General features: G+C 46.8%; 13 protein-coding genes and 1 pseudogene. 10 read left to right on the top strand and 4 right to left on the bottom strand.

The window, feature by feature from the left end:
* Positions 1 to 55 precede the first annotated feature (55 nt).
* The 3 genes from Q369_RS0125545 to Q369_RS0125535 are packed head-to-tail and all read right to left on the bottom strand — an operon-like array spanning position 56 to position 2385.
* Positions 56 to 1519 carry a hypothetical protein gene (locus Q369_RS0125545; protein ID WP_031530553.1) on the bottom strand — a complete coding sequence of 488 codons (1464 nt, stop codon included), beginning with the start codon at positions 1517 to 1519 and terminating at the stop codon, positions 56 to 58.
* 6 nt (positions 1520 to 1525) lie between these two features.
* Positions 1526 to 2098 (bottom strand): RNA polymerase sigma factor, encoded by a 573-nt coding sequence (locus Q369_RS0125540; RefSeq protein WP_229206948.1) that lies wholly within the window; start codon positions 2096 to 2098, stop codon positions 1526 to 1528.
* A gap of 8 nt (positions 2099 to 2106) precedes the next feature.
* Entirely contained in the window at positions 2107 to 2385 is a 279-nt protein-coding gene (locus Q369_RS0125535; RefSeq protein ID WP_031530551.1) for a hypothetical protein, read from the bottom strand.
* Between the two features lie 143 nt (positions 2386 to 2528).
* On the opposite strand from Q369_RS0125535, the gene Q369_RS0125530 reads away from it, so the two are divergent.
* From Q369_RS0125530 to Q369_RS0125510, 5 genes are all read left to right on the top strand, one after another.
* Positions 2529 to 2945 carry a pyridoxamine 5'-phosphate oxidase family protein gene (locus Q369_RS0125530; RefSeq protein WP_031530550.1) on the top strand — a complete coding sequence of 139 codons (417 nt, stop codon included), beginning with the start codon at positions 2529 to 2531 and terminating at the stop codon, positions 2943 to 2945.
* Positions 2946 to 3113: 168 nt separating this feature from the next.
* Complete coding sequence (locus Q369_RS0125525; RefSeq protein ID WP_031530549.1) at positions 3114 to 4379, top strand: T9SS type A sorting domain-containing protein; 1266 nt, start codon at positions 3114 to 3116, stop codon at positions 4377 to 4379.
* A 130-nt stretch (positions 4380 to 4509) separates the two neighbouring features.
* Positions 4510 to 5685: a dienelactone hydrolase family protein gene (locus tag Q369_RS0125520; protein ID WP_031530548.1), complete on the top strand. Its 1176-nt coding sequence runs from the start codon at positions 4510 to 4512 to the stop codon at positions 5683 to 5685.
* A 65-nt stretch (positions 5686 to 5750) separates the two neighbouring features.
* Positions 5751 to 6788, top strand: a complete 1038-nt coding sequence (locus Q369_RS0125515) for an SDR family NAD(P)-dependent oxidoreductase (RefSeq protein WP_031530547.1) — start codon at positions 5751 to 5753, stop codon at positions 6786 to 6788.
* A gap of 11 nt (positions 6789 to 6799) precedes the next feature.
* On the top strand, positions 6800 to 7027 hold the full coding sequence (locus Q369_RS0125510; RefSeq protein WP_031530546.1) for a hypothetical protein: 228 nt from the start codon (positions 6800 to 6802) through the stop codon (positions 7025 to 7027).
* 43 nt (positions 7028 to 7070) lie between these two features.
* Here the strand turns inward: Q369_RS0125510 and Q369_RS0125505 are convergent, their stop codons facing one another.
* Positions 7071 to 7400, bottom strand: coding sequence for a winged helix-turn-helix transcriptional regulator (locus Q369_RS0125505; protein ID WP_031530545.1), 330 nt, complete (start codon positions 7398 to 7400; stop codon positions 7071 to 7073).
* Between the two features lie 127 nt (positions 7401 to 7527).
* On the opposite strand from Q369_RS0125505, the gene Q369_RS0125500 reads away from it, so the two are divergent.
* The 5 genes and pseudogenes from Q369_RS0125500 to Q369_RS0125465 all read left to right on the top strand — a co-directional run bounded on the left by Q369_RS0125500 (position 7528) and on the right by Q369_RS0125465 (position 19423).
* Positions 7528 to 8307: an SDR family oxidoreductase gene (locus Q369_RS0125500; protein WP_031530544.1), complete on the top strand. Its 780-nt coding sequence runs from the start codon at positions 7528 to 7530 to the stop codon at positions 8305 to 8307.
* Between the two features lie 597 nt (positions 8308 to 8904).
* Positions 8905 to 9822: a hypothetical protein gene (locus Q369_RS0125495; protein WP_031530543.1), complete on the top strand. Its 918-nt coding sequence runs from the start codon at positions 8905 to 8907 to the stop codon at positions 9820 to 9822.
* A gap of 1115 nt (positions 9823 to 10937) precedes the next feature.
* Positions 10938 to 11624: pseudogene (gene aqpZ / locus Q369_RS0125480) on the top strand (aquaporin Z); the annotation flags it as partial.
* Positions 11625 to 11735: 111 nt separating this feature from the next.
* Positions 11736 to 12662, top strand: a complete 927-nt coding sequence (locus Q369_RS0125475) for a DUF3078 domain-containing protein (RefSeq protein ID WP_031530540.1) — start codon at positions 11736 to 11738, stop codon at positions 12660 to 12662.
* A 740-nt stretch (positions 12663 to 13402) separates the two neighbouring features.
* Complete coding sequence (locus Q369_RS0125465; RefSeq protein ID WP_084165858.1) at positions 13403 to 19423, top strand: Ig-like domain-containing protein; 6021 nt, start codon at positions 13403 to 13405, stop codon at positions 19421 to 19423.
* Positions 19424 to 19480: the final 57 nt, after the last annotated feature.

Genomic DNA, 19480 nt, shown 5'->3' with positions numbered 1-19480 from the left:
ATAATTGATAGCCTCAGCTTTCTTCCTGCGGTCGGGATTGAGTCTTAGTCAAATACTACCGGAACATGAACCGGAAAAACAATTGTCCATTCAGTTCTTTGATGTCAGATCCGGCGTGGCGTGAGATATTGGTTACAGGTAAAATCACATTAAACCCTGCCTGAAAACGCCCTGGCTGGAAGAGAAGACCGGCTTTCAATGCGAATTGAGAAGGGTTAACGTGTTTACTGACTTCACTTCTCCCTGAAGGCACGGCAAGCGGACCATCCCAGACTTTGTTCTGCCAGTTTGTAGTTGTTTGCCGCAACAATGCATTTGAAAAAACCGCGTAGTTAACTCCAGCGCCAACCGAAAAAGCGGGTGCAAAACGATAGTGATACTGAAGGGATAACTGAATGCCCGTGGCTTTGATCAGATTGTAGTTGTAATAAAGTAACGACGAGTCGCCGAATGTAGAATCAATTACCTGCATGCTGGTTTTGTTGTTCCCGAAATAGGTCTGCCGCGCTGCTGCGGTGAGGGTGAGCTGGTGCGCGCGCCAGGTCCTGGAAATTACCAGTGCGGGAATCAGCAGATTCGCCGGCTTGCTCACGGAGTCTTTTCCTGCAAAAAGATAGTTTGTTTTCGCAAATGGACTGTTAAGGTTCCATTCAAGTCCGATGTGAAAACTGCCGGGTTCTTTCTCAGCCCTTTTTTGACTTTTCACCGGGGTGGTTACCGTAATCTTATTGCCCAACTCCGGCTTTGAGCCTGCAAAATTCCCTTTTGTCCCTGCAATGGGGCTGAGGCTGATTTGCAATTTGGTAGCTCCATTACGGTGATCTGCTGCATTCGAGAAAGTTTCAGAAGCGCTTGCATCGGGCTCGTAGCTGATTGTTTCTCCGCCCGCTGGTCTTTTTTCTGAATACCTGCTTCCGCCTTTCTCATTGCCGGAAGTGGGCTTGTTGTCTCCAGACGTTTGCGTTGGTTCGGGCTGCTTTGATGATCTGCTGCTGGTATTTGTCGGCCTGCTTTTGGTCGCCCAAATTTCGATTTTATGCATATCTGTGCCTGCGTTAACAGCAAGTTCTTGTCTGGCTTGCAAATCTGCTCGTTCATCAGATTGTTGCTGCTTTTGGTCAGCTCCGAAAGTCCGATTGTTTGCTATCTCAATAGCACCCGTGCTTTTGTTTTCCTGGGCTATTTGGTTGGCATAAGTAGTGTCGCTGATTGTAGAAGGTAGTTTTTCTTCGCTTTTAATTTTTGATTCAACAGCCTGCTGTTCTTTCTGCCTGACAGGTTGATCGGGAGAATTGGGGGAAATAACCAGTTTTGTGATGAGAATAGCAGTAATAGAGACGCCGGTTAATACCACAGAAGCCCATTTCAGACCGCCCAGCAACTTGCCGCCTGCTGCGCCTGAAACAGCTGCTGGACCGAGCATACCATTCATATTCGCCCATGCTTCATCAGCCGGGATTTCCGGTTCTGGCAGCTTGTCCGTCAGGTACTTGTCGATATGTGCGTTTTTCTTGCTCACAACTGCTTACAGGGATTTTTCAAATATTTTCTTCAACCGGGTCCGGCTTTCGCTCAAATGCCATTTGACAGTCCCGGTACTAATTTCCAGGACTTCCGCAATTTCCTTCACCGAAAATCCCTCAAGATAAAAAAGGCCGCAGATCCGGCGGGTAGCAACGGGCAATTGGGCTAAATAAATTTGAATGTCGTTTGCGGATAAAGTTTCAATAGGGTTATCAGCGGATTCAAAACCCATTCGGTCGTCAATCTCATCATAGTCAAACTGCTGCGTTTTGCGGTCTCGCAGGAGTGTTAGCGCGGCGTTTCTGACGGCGGTGTAAATCCAGTTGAACAACTCACCTTTTGTTGCATCGTATTGATCGATATTTTGGAAAACTTTCATCATACCATTGTTCAGCGCGGTAAGTACATCGTGTTTTTCGTCAAAGAAATTTTTACATAACGCAAAAAGCACAGGGTAGAAGCGCCGGTAGAGTTTTTCCTGACTCTGGCGATCCCTGCGCCGACAACCGGCCAATATTTGATCCAGACTATCCAAATGAGATAAATAAGGCGGGCCGCAGCATTTGCGGCCCACCGCACTGACTATTTTTTAAGAGAATCGGTTGCAATGGAGTCATTTCGAACCGAATCCAGCGGAATGGAATCTGTCGGAATTGAATCTGATGGTATGGAATCTGTCGGAATTGAATCCGTCGGAAACGACGGAATACTATCTGGGTTCACTGTACCAGCAGAATCTTCGCGATTAGCGCGAGCTGCATCTGCGGACGGGGTCACTCGGTTCATTTCGTTGCTGTCGCAAGCCGCCAGGTTTAAAAGAAAAAGTGCAGCTGCAAATACAAGAATCTTCTCAGTTTTCATGGCAGATAAGTTTAAGTGTATAAAGATGATCCGGTGGATCCTGTCAATAAAATAAACTACAAGGGGAGGGGCCGAGGTTGGGTAGGTTTGAAAAAAATACCTGGCACCATTTTGATATTTAAAATCAGAAAACAACTAAAAACATGGAAGATAAGACTTTGAAGGACGTAGCTGAGATCATGAAGGATCTTGATATATGTATGCTCACTACTACGACCAGCAACGGAATGCTCGTATCCCGGCCAATGAGTAACAACCGTCAGGTTGAGTACGACGGCAATTCCTATTTTTTTACCTGGGAGGGTTCCAGAATGGTCAGTGACATTGAAATGGATAGCGGGGTAAACCTCAGTTTCAATGGAGATAATGATATTTTCATTTCAATCGCCGGTAAGGCAGATGTTACCCGCACCCGCGAGAAAATGGAGGAACATTGGGTAGAGGAGCTGGAAGCCTGGTTTGAAGATGGCCTGGATACCCCCGGAATTGCGATGATTTCTGTTGCCGCAAAACAGATCAAGTACTGGCAGGGCGAGGAAGAGGGTGAGTTGAAGTTGTAAGTTATTCAGTGATGATCAGCGACGGTAATATAAATGAGAAAAGCTTAGGCTGTAATAAAGCAAAGAACTTGGCGCATTGCTAAGTTCTTTGCTTTGGATAGTATTATATAATGAATATTTGAAGTAACTTTTGGGCAATTATGTCGCATTGTTTAACACTATATTCAAATGAAGAAAATCTACTTCTTGCTCATTTTAACAGTGAGCGTAAAATTCGCTTTCGGTCAATGCCCGACGAGTAACATTACATTAACAACCCAGGCGCAGGTCAATAATTTTATTACAACCTATCCCAATTGCTCTGTTTTTAATAACAGTGTTGTGGTTACAGGAAATGGGATAACTAACCTCAATGGGCTAAGCAACCTTACCAAAGTTGGCGGACTTTCAATTTCAAACACATCCCTAACCGACCTCACAGGCTGTAATAATCTCACGGAAGCGGGAAGTATCAGTCTTTGGGACAACTTTTCGCTGACCAGTGTAAATGGTCTCAACTCATTAACCAGAATACGTTCCAGCCTTACAGTAGCTAATTGTTTTGCATTTACAGACATTAGTGCGCTTGCAAATCTTACAAAGATCGAAGAAATCGCGCTGAGCAATGTCGCCGTAACAAGTTTGAACGGTTTGAATAATATAGATAGCCTAAGTAGTCTGGGCCTGCAAGCATGCGAATTTCTATCGGATATTAACGCATTGGATGATGTGAAATTTAAACCCACCTTGATCTCTTCCCTTGTATTCATCGGTAACCCCGTCTTATCAGATTGTGTAGGTGACTTCATTTGTGCCGCTGCTTCGGGTGCGCAGGATTCAAATCCCGTCATAATTGGCAGCAATGATGTTGGCTGCAATACTTTGACTGAAGTAAAGAATAATTGCCTGATTGCCATGCCTGTGAAACTTGTGCAATTCAATGCAAAAACAACAGATAACAATTATGTAGTGCTTTCATGGGCAACTTCATCGGAAGCAAACAGCAAAAACTTTGAAATTCACAAAAGTGAGGATGGTCGCACCTGGGGTCGTCTTGGTACCGTTAATGCACAGGGAGAAAGTTCGACTACAGTTCAATATACATTTCAGGACAAATCGCCAAGCTCAGGAAATAATTTTTACCGCTTGAAAATGATCGATCTTGACGGAAGTTATTCTTATTCAAAGATTGTGAACGCAAAGACAGCTTATCTTTCAACTTTCCATATATCTCCTAATCCCGTCAGCGATCTCGTTAAATTCAGTGACTTCGATATGAAGAGCATTAAATCTATTTCCATTTTTGACATGTCTGGAAAAGAAGTTCACAAACAGGATAAAGTTGATTCAAATGAAATTAGCGTGAAGGATTTGCCCACAGGTTTATTTGTGATGCATATTGTCCAAAAGAATGGCGTGGTAATTGACCGTAAATTCCTTAAAAGATCGAATTAGTGAAATTTATCATGATTTGAAACGCTCTCAAATCGCTATTACCAAAAATAGGGTGAGTTGAAATTGTAAGTTATTCAGTAAATAAGCAGTGGGCGGTGGTTTTCTTTACAGAAAGAAATCATCGCCCATTATGTTCAGATACCTGCCAGTACTCTTCCTATTTATTTGCCTGACTCCCGGTCATGCGCAGAACTACGACGAAGCCAAAGTTCCCGCCTATACCCTTCCGCCGGTTTTACAAACCACAGCGGGAAAGGAAATCAAAAACAAAAATACGTGGGAAAAGTCCCGGCGGCCTGAAGTGTTACGGTTGTTTGAAGATCACATTTATGGCCAAATGCCCTCTGAGATTGATAGCAGCAGGTACGCTGTAGTGAGAGAAGACAAGCAAGCAATGGGCGGGAACGCAACTTTGAAAGAGGTTGCAATTGCTGTTTTTAAAAATCAGAAATCAGTCCGGATTAACCTGACGCTTTTTGTGCCCAATAAACGAAAGGCTTCCGTTCCGGTTTTCTTGCTCATCAACAACCGGGGGAAGAATAATACTGACGCGACCCGTGAGAAAAAGAGTGAATTCTGGCCGGCAGAAATGGTAGTTGACAGTGGTTTTGCTGTGGCTGCATTTCACGTCAGCGATTTGGCGCCCGACGATAAACAGGATTATGTAAACGGCGTTTTGCAGCTGTATCCCGACCAGCTTGCGGCCGATAATGGGATGAAAGCAATAGGTGCGTGGGCCTGGGGCGCAAGCCGGGCATTGGATTATTTCGAAAAAGACCCGGATATCAATGCAAAAAAGGTATTTGTGGTAGGGCATTCAAGAGGCGGGAAAGCCTCATTGTGGGCAGCCGCGCAAGATCAACGATTTGCAGCTTGCATTACAAACTGTTCCGGCAACACAGGCGCTGCGCTCGCAAGGAGACAATTTGGAGAGCGGATCAGCAAGATCAACGCTACTTTTCCACATTGGTTTAACAACAACTATAAGAAATTTAACGATAAGGAAAATGAGCTGCCGGTTGACCAGCATATGCTGATCGCGCTCATTGCACCACGACCGGTATATGCAACCAATGCGTCCAGAGATCTCTGGGCTGATCCTACGGGAACATTCCTTTCTCTTAAAAATGCTGAAAAGGTGTACGCACTTTACGGTAAAAAATCTGCGCTCCCAGCCTCTCCGCCAGCCATTGAAAAAGCAATTGCCGGACCGCCACTCGGTTACCATAACCGGGAAGGAGACCATGATATGACCAATTTCGATTGGATGCACTTCATTGTCTTTGCCAAAAACATTGGAAATTAGGTAAGAGGGCTACTCTGCGGCATGGAAATTTAGCCGGTTGCTGTTTCATCAAGACATTTTTTAAAATGGATCAGCAAACAAAAATGATGTCAGACTCAGGGAAATTGGGTTTATATGCGATTGCCGCAGTAGGTCTTATTGCAGCCGCCAGGACTATTTACAAGCGGGTTAATCGTTATGATTTTACAGGAAAAACGGTGATCATAACCGGCGGAGCCAGGGGGCTTGGGCTGCTACTTGCGCGCGGACTGGCAGAAAAAGGCGCTAATCTGGTGATTTGTTCAAGAAATCCGGAGCAGCTCGGCGAGGCGGAACGTGAGCTTACCGGTCTCGGTGCTAATGTACTTGCAATCACGGCCGATCTGAGTGAACAGCAGGATGCCCAGAACGTAGTGGCAGCAGCCGCAGAGCGGTTTGGATCTATCGATGTACTGATCAATAATGCGGGTACGATGATCGTCGGTCCGCAAGAATCGATGGAAATCCAGGATTATAAAAAAGCAATGGATGTAAATTTCTGGGCTGCATTGTACATGGTCAAGGCTGCATTGCCGCATTTAAAGCAGTCAGAGGGCCGGATCGCTAACATTTGTTCCATTGGGGGAAAGATTTCAGTACCGCATTTGCTTCCTTATAGTGTCAGCAAGTTTGCGATGGTTGCATTGTCCGAAGGCTTGCACGCCGAATTGAAACGTGATAAGGTAATGGTAACAACCGTAATCCCTAATCTGATGCAGACCGGCAGTACCAGGAATGTGTTTGTAAAAGGCGATCACGAGGCTGAATATGCGTGGTTTAAGACAATGGCATCTTCTCCTTTATTTTCTCAAAAAGCAGAGAAGTCAGCGAAGCAGATTATCGAAGCTATTGAATATGGAGAGAATGAGCTGATATTGACTGCATCCGCAAAACTCGCAGTAGCATTACAGGGCGCCAACCCGGGACTGGTCTCAGCACTTTCAGCTTCGGCGAATAACTTTATGCACAAAATGACAGCAGATGGTTTTGAGACTAAAAAAGGTTCTGAGTCAGAATCTGAAATATCCGAGTCAGAGATGAATGAGCGTACGGACAAAGCAGCAGTTGCGAACAACGAAATATAACTTTTAAGGCTATGAAAAACAGCAATCTTCCTGAGGACCAATCGCTGGTTCTTTTTACAGATATCAATGGGATACCGAGAGAAGGGATTTATAAAAAAGGATCAAAAGCATTTGTGGAGGCAGTAGGCGACGAGGGGCCCGAGGATACCGGCAACATCTATCCGGAAGAAGATATTGTCTCCTGGGAATATCTCGAAAAGCGCGACAAGCCTAATTCTGATATTATGGTGATTTTGTAAAAGCGCATTCTTATTCCGCTAAAAAGCACTTGGCAGGAATTTGCTAGGTGCTTTTTTGCATGTTGTCAACATACTCAACTCCCCATTTATATAGCTCACTGATGCTTGGCTCCAGCTTTTTGCCTTTGGGAGTTAAGGTATATTCAACTGTGGGCGGAACTGTTGCAAAAACCTTGCGTTCAACAATTCCATTCCTTTCCATATTCTTCAATTCTTTGACGAGCATTCGGGTGTTAATTTTTGGAATCAGCCGCTCCAATTCGCTGAAACGCTTTGTGCCGGTGAATAAGGCATAGATGATCGACATCGACCATTTTCCTCCAATTACGCACAAAATCTCCTGCAGCGCGCAGCGCTCATTATTTTCTTTCATGTTTTGTCAATGATAAGTTTCTGATTCTCTTAAAGCCTTTACATTTTGTTATTACTATACAAAGATGTTACTACTTTCAAAAGTAAAGTTATAGGCTGTATTTTGCAATTCATTTTAAACAAACGACATGGACACAATACTGGAAGGACAGGTTGCATTGGTAACAGGCGGCACAAAAGGCATTGGTAAGGCGATAGCTGATCAACTAAGTAGGCGAGGTGCGGCGGTGGTGGTAACAGCACGAACTAAGCCTGCGGAAAATACAAATGAACATTACTTCATAGCGGCAGACCTCACACAACCTGAAAGTGCCGAAGCTATCGCCAGTAAAATCCTGGAAAAGTATGGCAGGATAGATATCATTGTAAATAATGCAGGTGCTAATCTGGGTCCGGGCGGAGGTTTTGAAGCACTTTCAGACGAACACTGGTACAACGACTGGGCGTTGAATTTTCTGTCTGTTGTGCGCATCAACAAAGCATTGCTGCCATCAATGCTCAGCCAGAAAAGCGGCGTTATCATCAATATTTCCACAGGTGCCGCCAAACAGCCGATCTGGGAAATGACAATGTCTTACTCTTCTGCAAAAGCGGCATTGAATACATACAGCAAAGCATTGGCCAACGAACTCGGCTCCAAAGGAATACGTGTCAATGTAGTTTCGCCTGGTGTGGTCAAAACGCCATTGATGCTGGAGTTCATTGAAAACATTGCGCAGTCTTCCAATACTACTGTCGACAATGCATTTCAAGCTGTAATGGACAAAGTAGGCGTTCCGATTGGCAGGATGGCGGAGCCCGAAGAAGTTGCCAGCCTGGTAACCTTCCTGGCTTCACCGGATGCAAAATATATAACAGGCGTAAATTACGCTGTCGACGGCGGTGCTTCTCCGACAGTGGGTCATTAAAACAATCGGAGTATACATGAGTGATTTCAGGGCCGAATATTGTTAAATCGTGCAACGTTTTTTGTATCTGCTCGTGTCTGAGGAGCAAACTCAATAATGCCTCTTACAATTAGATCATGAAAAACTGCCGGGAAGGCATTGACAATTATTAGGACCTGGTCTGCTAAAGAGGCCTAGCCAGCAATTGTGATTTAATTACTAAGGAATTACCGTAAAAATTTCGGCAGGAGGTGGTTATTCTGACTTATAAATCCTTGAAATTGAAAGCTCAAAAGCAAACCTACTATTTCAAACATGCGTCGAGGGGCTACATGGCTGTAAACAACGCGGCATGTAGAAAAAAAAGCCTATTTGTCGATTTATATCGATAGAGCTATCGTCAACTTTCTATCAGAAATCCGCGGAGGATAACATACTTTTGAGAAGTATTTTGAAAGTAGACATTTAGTTAGTCGATGTCATTGAGTCTTGGTTATCTTGAATACAATTACAACAATTCGTTAGCTTCGCGACGCCTATATTTTTCTTGTATGCAGCCCAATTGTCGATCAATTTAAAATCAGCGGACATTGTATTGCTCCATAGTTATTTGTTTGTATGCAGAAGAAAAAAGCCAGGCTACCTTTCAGTTTGCTCAGTAGCTTGATGATGTTCATAGCAAATGTGAATGCTCAAAACACACTCGAATTAGTGCAGGATGGCACGCACAACAGTTTTCCTCCGCCAATTGCAAAAGGACCAACTTCCATCCCGCAAACCCTTCATTTCTTTACAAACAAGGATGGTGCCTTCGATAAAGGCATTATGTATCAAAAACCACTCAACGATCTCTCGGTAACCGTGAGCCTGGACGACCAGACTTATACGAATGTGCCGCAGCATGTCACAGGCATGACCTTTGGCGCAGGGTCTGGCGCAAGCGTAAACCACACAAAACCTGCACCCATCTTAAATACAGATTATCATTATTCGGATGGATCAAGAACCGTCTTTACAGCCCATCCCGAGGGGCCAAAAGGAGAAGGGGTAAGCCTGAGTGCAAACCCCGGATTGCAGATATTTCTATCTGCAAAGCCATTGATGCTTGCTAATGCACCTAAAACCGATTCCAGTCGCTACTATTATGGGAAGCTTCGATTAGAATTTAGCAGACCAGTCAGTGATCCCGTTATATCATTCGCAGGACTCGGAGCGACTACTAACTTTGGCGGCAAACGGCTTGGTTTTGCTACTGAATTCGCATTGTTGTCGCCCTCAGTGCAGCTTTATAAGCTATCTGGTAACGAGCAGCTCGTAATCGATCAAAACCAGATTGTACATCGTGGGGCGCAAATAACCGGTGACTGTGATGGAGGAGCTGCATGTGGCAGTATACTTTTCAAAGGCAAGCAGCTCACAAAAATTGTCTTGGGTGTTTACCTGCGTTCAGATGGTGGGCCGGGCGTGTGGGGGACAAGCAAGGTGATGAATTCGGGAGACATGTGGCATATAACTGTTTCGCTTGCCGATCAATAATTAAATGTAAGCAACTTAGTTATCAAGGCTGCGGACGGTAAAAAATAGACGATGCATTTAAGAAATTCTGTTTACTAAATATTCCCTCAAACTTTCAATTGTAAGCATATGGACAAAAACTTAGAATATCACTTAGATGATAACCCATTCCCAATGATATGGACAATCATTTTTACTATTGTTGCCGGCTCATTACTCTGGCTGTGGGTTATACTTTTATCAGTGGAAGTTGTTAATTCTTGATCACGTACTAGCGACCAGTGTGCATGGTGATTAATCCTGTTTAATTGACTTTGCAAAATATATTCATTCAGTTAATTGCCAAAAGATTAGAACTAGGACGGGCCACGTTTTATAACGTATATTGACCATCGTTCGTAAGGAATAAGCATAACAAACAATCGCGCTTTGGTCAATCCATATAGCGTATATCCATCACTTGTAGAATAATCTCTATAACAAATAATGACAACATTTTTTACCTCAGTGAATAGTTTGTGTAGCTTTGAGATATTAAATAGTTCGATAACTTAACCAGATTTACCCGATTCTTTTGAATAGTAACCCTACTGCTTACGCCGAATTTTAAACTGTTCCACACCAGTGCGCACACATCATCACTAACTAAACGCTGCCCTGTTATCTGGTCAGCTGAAGAAATCTATTGCCACGTATCTATTGTAACCTTCACTACATTTAACCTGTTCATGCCTATGAAAAAATAATTGCTCCATTTCCATATATATTCCTCTCCGGCACTTATAGTGAAAACTTGGGTGAGCAGCTGACTTACATAATTCTTTGTTCCGTATAATAAAAAAGACTCGGGCTCTACACCCGAGACTGAAAACCTTATCATCGTCCAGTAACATCTGGTGATGTTAAATGGTATTGGTACAAAACGGAAACGGGTTTATTAACCTGGTAAATAGGATCAAGGTCACCTCTAGATCACGCAAGAGCATTACCAACATCGCTGCGGGTTTCCAGATCACAATTGAAAGAGTATCAAAATTCATTATACCAATGATTCTGTTCTGCATCTTAAAAAGTTTCACACTTTGATTCAGCCGTTTACTAGAAACTTAAAATAGACTTTTCACCTAAAAAGTAGATCTAACATGAAAAATTATATTGCCGAATTTATTGGCACGTTTTGGCTTGTCCTTGGCGGCTGTGGTAGTGCGGTGCTCTCAGCCGCTTTTCCCCAGGTCGGCATAGGCCTTTTAGGCGTATCGCTGGCATTCGGATTAACAGTACTTACTATAGCCTACTCGCTTGGTCATATCTCAGGTGCACACTTAAACCCAGCCGTTTCAATTGGCCTTTGGGCCGGGGGGCGCTTTGAATTGAAGTCGCTTTTAGGCTATGTTATCGCCCAGGTACTCGGGGGAATCGCTGGTGCCGCAATACTTTACGTGATTGTCACTGGCAACGGGAGTGCTATCGGCGACTTTGCGGCAAACGGCTACGGCGAACATTCCCCAGGCAAATACAGTATGGCCGCTGCAATGGTCACTGAATTAGTAATGACCTTCCTTTTTCTGATCATTATTCTGGGGTCAACTTATCCATCTGCACCCTTTGGGTTCGCAGGTATAGCAATCGGTTTAGGCTTAACACTGATACATTTGATCAGCATACCCGTCACGAATACATCGGTTAATCCCGCACGGAGCATCAGTCAGGCTATTTTTGTGGGAGGATGGGCAATAGACCAACTATGGCTTTTTGTGATCGTTCCGGTTGTCGGCGCGCTGCTTGCAGGGCTATTCTATAAGCATATCTTGGCCAAAGAATAAGTTCTTGGGATCTCGGAAGAGTAAAATACTATTTTTCGTCCAGCCAGGATTTATTTTACTGCATACACGTATACTGACAAATAGCCTAACAATGTCTCAAAATATTACAGAATGGGTGGAAAATTACAATACAAAATCTTAATTGGCTTATTTTCTGTTACGCTTGCATTACCGGGCTTCGCCCAAAAGGTTGATCTAAGCAACCCGGTTAATGCAAGCAAGCTTAAAGTCTCAGGTGATACTACCTGGAAAAAGATCGAGTTCGGGGCTAATATGAACCAAGGTTCGTTCAGTTCGAACTGGACAGGAGGTGGAGTGAACTCCATTGCATTGGGCTTGTTTTTCAATGCACTAAATGAAACGATTAAGGGAAAGAACGCATGGCGAAACGACTTCCAGTCTCAGTATGGGATTGTCCGCAATAAAGGACAGAAGAGCCGGAAGAATGTAGACCGGATATTTTATGACACTAAGTATAATCGATCTCTAAATACCGTCTGGAGCCTTTTTGCCAACGTCAACTTTCTCTCACAGTTTGCCGCGGGGCACACCTACTCCTCCAATCCCGACTCCTCAGATGTGAAAAGAAAGGTTTCCGGTTTTCTTTCCCCCGCATATCTGACGGAAGCGCTCGGGATTGAATACCGTCCTGTTCCGTATTTCTTCATCGATTTTGCTCCTTTGGCATTGAGGCAAACCATAGTTGCTGACAAGAACTTGTATGTAAATACACCTAATCAGAATAATTACGGGGTGCCAATTGGAAAAAGGGTCAGAACCGAAGCGGCGCTGATACAGATTGTTGCCAACTTTGACAAAGACATCGCCAAAAGCGTGAACCTGAAATTCAGGTATCTGCTATTTTCTAGCTTCAAACGTCCAGGCAATATCGATAACCGGCTGGACGCCATGCTTACTGCGAAAGTGAATAAATATGTAAACGTTAATTTAGGGGCCATAATGGTCTATGATGATGACCAAAGCGATAAAGTGCAATTTGCACAAGCTTTAAGCATTGGCTTTTTGTATTCACTATAAGTCAGTAACAACTTGACAAGCTATTAAGGGCCTAGTTGCGTAAACTATTGATGCTTACTTGGGCCCGGAATCTGCTGTGAATCGAGTAATTCTATCTAGAAGTATCAACGGCGGGACACTTATCCTAAGCCGGAAACACATTGAAATTCTTTGTCGAATATTTCAGCAGAAACGGCAGTCGTGCCGTTTCTGCTTTTTTATATAGGAATATAAACAGCGGATCGGTACATCAAATGTGAAAGTGGCGCGCAAGAAGAGCTGCGAAATAGCGCTTGTAATTCTGTTAATCTCCTGTACTAGCCACCAAGAATTGAACCTGGAAAGCTCACCGACAGAATGTTTCATCTCTGATATACTTTCATGTAGAAAATTGTGTAGAATTTATTCTATAATTTCGTCTGGATATCTCTTGATTGTCCTGCTATGATCTCCACAATGGGTTTAGTAGCAACTCCTTAGATTTGTTTATCAAAATAGTTGTACGGCTGTATCATAATATGATCGGCGTCTGGGCATTCGGATGATCCGACATGACAGTCAAGGCCGTTCGCAGCCAGTATCCACCTGCGGCGGCCCAATGACGTCAAACTATTTATAACAACTGATATGCCGAATGGCCCTGAGAGGTGCTTATGCTCCATTCCTATCGTTCTATTTTCTTACCAACAAATCTAAAGCCTATGAAAAAACAAGTAGTTGATTTTAATGTAGTTCGGATTTTTTACCAACAAAATTGAATTATGCAGAAACAATTTCTACTAGAAAGACCAACACCGCGAACAAGCGGGCATGGCATAACAATGCACACCCTTGTCAGGCGCATGCTTGCAATGGGGCTGGCTTTGTGCCTGTTTTTAATTACGCAGTCCGGGCTTCACGCACAGGAAGTGGGGCTACAATGGGCCGACGGTTTCCTTACAGCGCAAAATTGTGATGTGCAGGGCGTTGCCACTGACGCTGCTAAAAACGTCTATGTTACGGGGTATTTCCAGGGCACGGCCGATTTTAACCCTGCCGCAGCCACTGCCAACCTTACTTCGGCTGGTGGTTGGGATATTTTTATTGCCAAATATGACCAGTTTGGCCGGTACCTGTGGGCCAAACGGATTGGAGCCGCCGGCGATGACCGTGGCCACAAGCTGGTTGCTGATCCTGCCGGGAATGTGTATGTAACCGGCTACTTCAGAGAAACCGTGGATTTTGACCCCAATGCAGGGGTAAGCAACCTGGTTACCACCGGAGGTGCCGGCACGGACCAAGATGCGTTCCTCTTAAAGCTGGACACAAACGGAAACTATGTTTGGGCCAGGCGAATGGGTAGTGCAGGAAATGATTATGCATGGGGTTTGTCCTTTGATCCCACTGGTAACCTGATTGTAGGGGGATATATGGGCCCAGCAACCGCCACATTCGGTACTTTTTCTCTTGCTTCGGCGGGCGCCCAGGACGGTTTTGTTACGAAAATCAATACTGCCGGTACTTTCCTATGGGCAAGAAGAGTCGGAGGGGCAGGCTCCGATATGATTCACGCGGTAAATACGGATGCTGCCGGGAACATTTATATCGCCGGTCGGTCGGGTGGCAGCACAACCGGGATCGGCAATATCGCTGCGGGTGCGTTTGTGGCCAAATTAAACAGTTCAGGTGTCCTGACATGGTCGAACGTTTCCACCGAGATGAATGAGTTCCGGACTGTCCTGGCTGATGCCACAGGGGCTGTCTACGCCGGAGACTACTCGAACGGGACGGGGATGAACCTTGTGAAATTAAACCCCAACGGCACACGCGCCTGGGTCAAACGGGTGGGTACTGGCGTCAGTGAAATGGCCCTGGCAGCTAACAACGATGTGTATATGACCGGGATGTACTCGGGGAGTGCTACAATGGGTAGTACGACACTCACTTCAAAGGGCAGTAGTGACGTGTACGTCGCCAGAATGACCCCTGCCGGAGACTTTGTTTGGGCCAGATCGGTGGGGGGCACCGGCGGTGAAACTAATTACCGGATGACGGCCAATCAGAGCGGGGAAATCATTGTCAGCGGCACTTTTCAGCAAACCAGTGATTTTGATCCGAACGAATGCGTCTATAATATAATCACGACAGGCACCAGCGGCTTTGTTATCAAGTTGAGTGAGAAGCCTTTCCCTGATGGTTTTGCGGTGGCTTCCAGCTCCCTTACGCCTATGACCCAGGATGCCTGCAGCCTGGGTATCCCGCAGGTGATCGCAGGTAATGCAGTTGGCGTAACGGCCCCATCCGGCTATACTACCACCATCAGCTACCAGTGGCAAAAAGCAACCGCAGCGACCGGCCCCTGGGAGGATATGCCTGGTGAGGTATTCAAGGATTTGCAGCCACTTTCTTCCAGTGAAACTTTGTACTACCGGCGTCTTGTCTTTGCCAAAAACTTCTTTTGCAAGCTGGATTCAGTAGGGGCCTCACAAGTGGCCACTGTAAACATCGGTGCCAATACAGCGCCGATTGCCAATGCAAACGGCCCGCAATGGTTTGTTTGTGGCACTGGTAGCAACACCGTGGCCCTGAACGGATCAGCCACCGGAGGGACAGGCCCTTACAGCTATCAATGGTATACCGGCAGCACATCAGGAGCGGTCGTAGGCAGCGCAGCCAACTTTACTACCCCGGCGGTGACCCAGGCAACTACTTACACCTTGCAGGTAACCGACGCGGCCGGCTGTAAAGACATTGATCAGGTAACGATTGTGCCAGCCATCGCCAACGCGGGGCCAGACCGCTCGATCTGCCAGGGTGCGGGTGGGGTACAAATCGGGACACCGCCTGTTTCGAGCCCATCGGTTTCTTATAGCTGGACACGGGTTTCGGGCGCTGCTATCTCTACATTGAGCTGTACGACCTGTGCGCAGCCGATCGCAAACCCAACGTTGGCGACAGTTTACCGTTTAACCGTCACTGTTCGCCAAAAAAGCGGCGCAATTTGTACGACCACCGATGACGTGACTATTACACCGGTGAATGCGCCTAACAGTACGCTGGCCTTTGCAGGTACTGATAAAACAATTTGTAAAAACACCTCGGTGAACCTTGGCGGCACAGCCGATAACACTTTTGCTTACACATGGACACCAGGCCAATATTTGTCTGCTTCGCAGGTTGCAAACCCGGTATTTAGCGCAGGGACGGCCGCTGTGGAAGGCGGGTCGGTCAACTACACCGTATCTGCTGTAAAAACCGGCTGTACCTTTACTGATGAAGTAAAAGTATCAGTCCTGAACTCAGCGATTACTGATCAGAATCAGACGATCTGCGGCCCGGCATGGAGTCGCCATGCGGGTGAGGATAACGCCGCGGGCGCAACCTATACCTGGACTGTTGTTTCGGGAAGTGGAACAGTATTGCAAACCGCAAATTCCGGTCAGGATGCTTATTTGAAAAGCAATACTGGCGTGACAAGGTTCCGCCGGACAGTAAGGCTGAATGGCGTTTCTTGTACCGCCGATGTACTCGTACAGGCTTGTGCGGGCCAGGGTTGTGATTTCGAAATCGTAACACTCTCTGCGCAGGACTGTCCCAAAGTGTTTGGCACGACTGCCTTGCAGCTGGGAACTACCATTGGCGACGTTGCTAACTACAATTTCTCGTGGAGCCCTGCAAATCTGGTGGACAATTACCGGGCTTCTTCGGTCAATATCACTTCCACTTCGCAGGCGACAATCACCCTAACAGTGACCAACAAGTACGATGCCAGCATCACTTGCAGCAAGTCGATCGTTATTAACCGGCCAGGGTGGTCACTGCCTGCTTTCCCAACCGAGGACAAGAACACCTGTCCAAACACCGCAGTCCAGATTGGTAATGCGCCCGTATCGGGCTTCACCTATCTGTGGCAACCTGCGGCAGGGCTCAGCAGTGCTACTGTTGCCAATCCAACGGCCACGGTTGCTTCCACGGCGCAGTTCATTGTAGAAGTAACTGAAACTGCTACCGGCTGTACTAACCAGGCCTCGGTAACAGTGAACGTAGCGGCGCCGGTGGCTGATGCAGGCAACGACCGCACCGTTTGTAACGGGGCAACCGTTACCTTAGGAAGCCCCGCACCGGACGGCACGAACTGGACGTACTCATGGCAGCCTTCCAATGCTGCATGGACTAACGGCACCGGTCCGACTGATGCCCAACCCCAGGTCCAGTTTGCCGCGACGGCACCACAAAGTTTTATCCTGACGGTCACTGATCCGCTGTCCAACTGCGTTGCCAAAGACACCGTTGTTCTTCGCAATACAATTGCTGCGGGAGAATATGCGGGTGCGGCGGTAACTACCTGTCAGGGAGAGCCGGTCCAGCTAGGTCGTGAAGCCGAGCCGTTTGCGCAATACGAATGGTTTATGGCAGACGGTGTAACGCCTGCCACCGGTTTGAGCAGTAATGCTATCGCTAACCCAACCGTGCTTAATCCCTCAGCTACCACGACCTATGTTGTCAAAGTAAGCTATCCGGGATGTACCACCCCCGCTACTGACCAGGTTACAGTAACTGTTAACCAGGTTAGCGGGCTCGAACTGACGGACAAGAACGTTTGCCCGGCGGGACCAATCGCGATCGGGTATGGTGCGGCAGGTAATCCAGCCCCACGAGCGGGAGCGACCTACCTATGGGCGCCAGCCACAGGTTTAAACAGCACCACGGCCGCCAATCCAACAGCAACGGTAACCAGGGAAATGACCTACTCGGTTACTGTTACCTTGCCAAGCGGCTGTGTGTTTACCGACGAAGTAAAGGTTAGTCCAACAGCTAATGCGGGGTCAGATGCGACTCTTTGCCCGGGAGAATCGACCGTAATCGGTACGACCGCGATAGCGGGTGCTACCTACTCGTGGACAGGCGCGGGAATTGTAGGCCCTGCCAATGTGGCTCAGCCAACAGTGCGGCCGACAGTCACAACAACCTATACAGTGAGCGTCACCCTGAACGGATGTACAGTAACTGACCAGGTAGTGGTGGCGGTCAATACCCCTGCGAACTTCTCGATCACAGGTAACACGGCGATTTGTGAAGGAGGCCTTGCGACGCTCTCGCTGGTAGGCGCCCCTGCTGCCAATACAACCTGGCAATGGAGCCCGGTGACCGGTGTGGCCAGTCCCAACGGTACGTCGACTACTGTGGCAGCTACTTCAACACAAACCTACCGTTTGACGCAAACGAACCTGACAACTGGTTGCAGTAACTACAAGGAAGTGGTGGTTGTGGTTAACCCCAACACCATAGCAGCAACCGTGGAAGATATAGCCATTTGTGGAGGTACTTCGGCTGCTTTGCCATTGAATGTCACCTCTTCGGGCAGCTATTCGTACGCATGGAGCCCATCGGTTGGTCTGTCCAATGCATTTATCGCCAAGCCGACTGTGACCACGAATTCTCCACGCACTTATACAGTAACTATAACTGACAATGCAAGTCAATGCCAACTGGTCAGATCCGTTAATGTGATGATGAGAGCGCCAGAGGAATGCCTAGCCCCAGTTTCATTGTCGGGTAATGTCTTTCATGATGCCAATGGGTTAAAGGATGTGACCGTGAACACGACTTCCCCGGTTTCAATACCTTCTGAGTTATACGTGACGCTCCTCGATTCCAAGGGCGCGGCCATAAAAACAGTCCCTGTCAACGCAAATGGATCTTTCGATTTCGGAATTACTTCTCCGGGAACTTACAGCATTGTTCTGCACCAGACCGCAGCCGGTTCTACTACGCCATCGCTTCCGGACGGCTGGCTGAATATGGGCGAGAACCTTGGGGTAGGCGCAGGCAGTGATGATGCCGTCAATGGTATCCTGACCAATGTGACGGTCTTGAATGTAAACGTCACCAATGCCAATTTCGGCATCGAAGTGGCGCCATCGGCCGATCCGTACCACCGGATCATCGAGCAACCGGTCGTAGGCCAGATCACCAACCTGAGCGGAAACCTGCCTGAGCTGACCGGTAGTGATCCGGAAGACCAGCCGACAAGCGGCTCGTTGTCTGGCAAGGCAGTGGTAATCACGGTATTGCCGACCAATACTACATTGCTTTATAATGGCCAGCCTGTTATGGCCGGCGTGGAAATCAGGAACTTTGATCCGCTTAAATTGCAGGTGCAGTTCACTGAAGAAACGATTGGCGATATCAACACCTCGTTCGAATATGCCTGGGTAGATGCGGCTGGTGTACAAGGCACTCCAGCGATTTACAGCCTGGAATGGGGTGCACCGCTGCCAGTTACGCTGGTGAGCTTCGAAGCGCGTATCCAGGAAGGTGCTGCTATGCTTGCATGGTTGACGACCGAGGAGACGAATTCTGACCGCTTTGAGGTCGAGCATAGCATTGATGGCAAAGCGTGGAAGAAAGTAGGGACGGTGCTGGCCACAGGGGAAAGCAGGGTGAAGGTGGGCTACACGTTCGTGCATCCGCAGCCAGTAAATGGCCAGAACCTGTACCGCCTGAAAATGATTGATTTGGACGAAACCTTCGCTTATAGCTCTATCCGAAGCGTTCGCCTGGATGTGCATTCACAGCTGACCGCTTATCCTAATCCGGTGAGCGACCGGTTGATGGTCCGCAATTATCAGCAGATCAAACAAGTTGTTTTACATAACGCTGCCGGTGTAAAGATCTACCAGAGCCAGAAACTAACTTCCGAAGGGATTGATGTTTCTAAGCTTCAACAGGGTAGCTACACCATAACTATGACCCTGTTCGACGGCACTATCAGCACACACAAAGTGGCCGTGATCAGGTAATACCAGATCCGAAATCCGGGCAGTAACTTACTGCCCGGATTTTTACCACGTCCCCAT

The sequence above is a fragment of the Dyadobacter crusticola DSM 16708 genome, from assembly GCF_000701505.1.
GTDB classification, from domain to species: Bacteria; Bacteroidota; Bacteroidia; order Cytophagales; family Spirosomataceae; genus Dyadobacter; species Dyadobacter crusticola.
The sequence above is the reverse complement of the archived record's forward strand: the minus strand, read 5'-3'. Positions and strand labels throughout refer to the sequence as shown.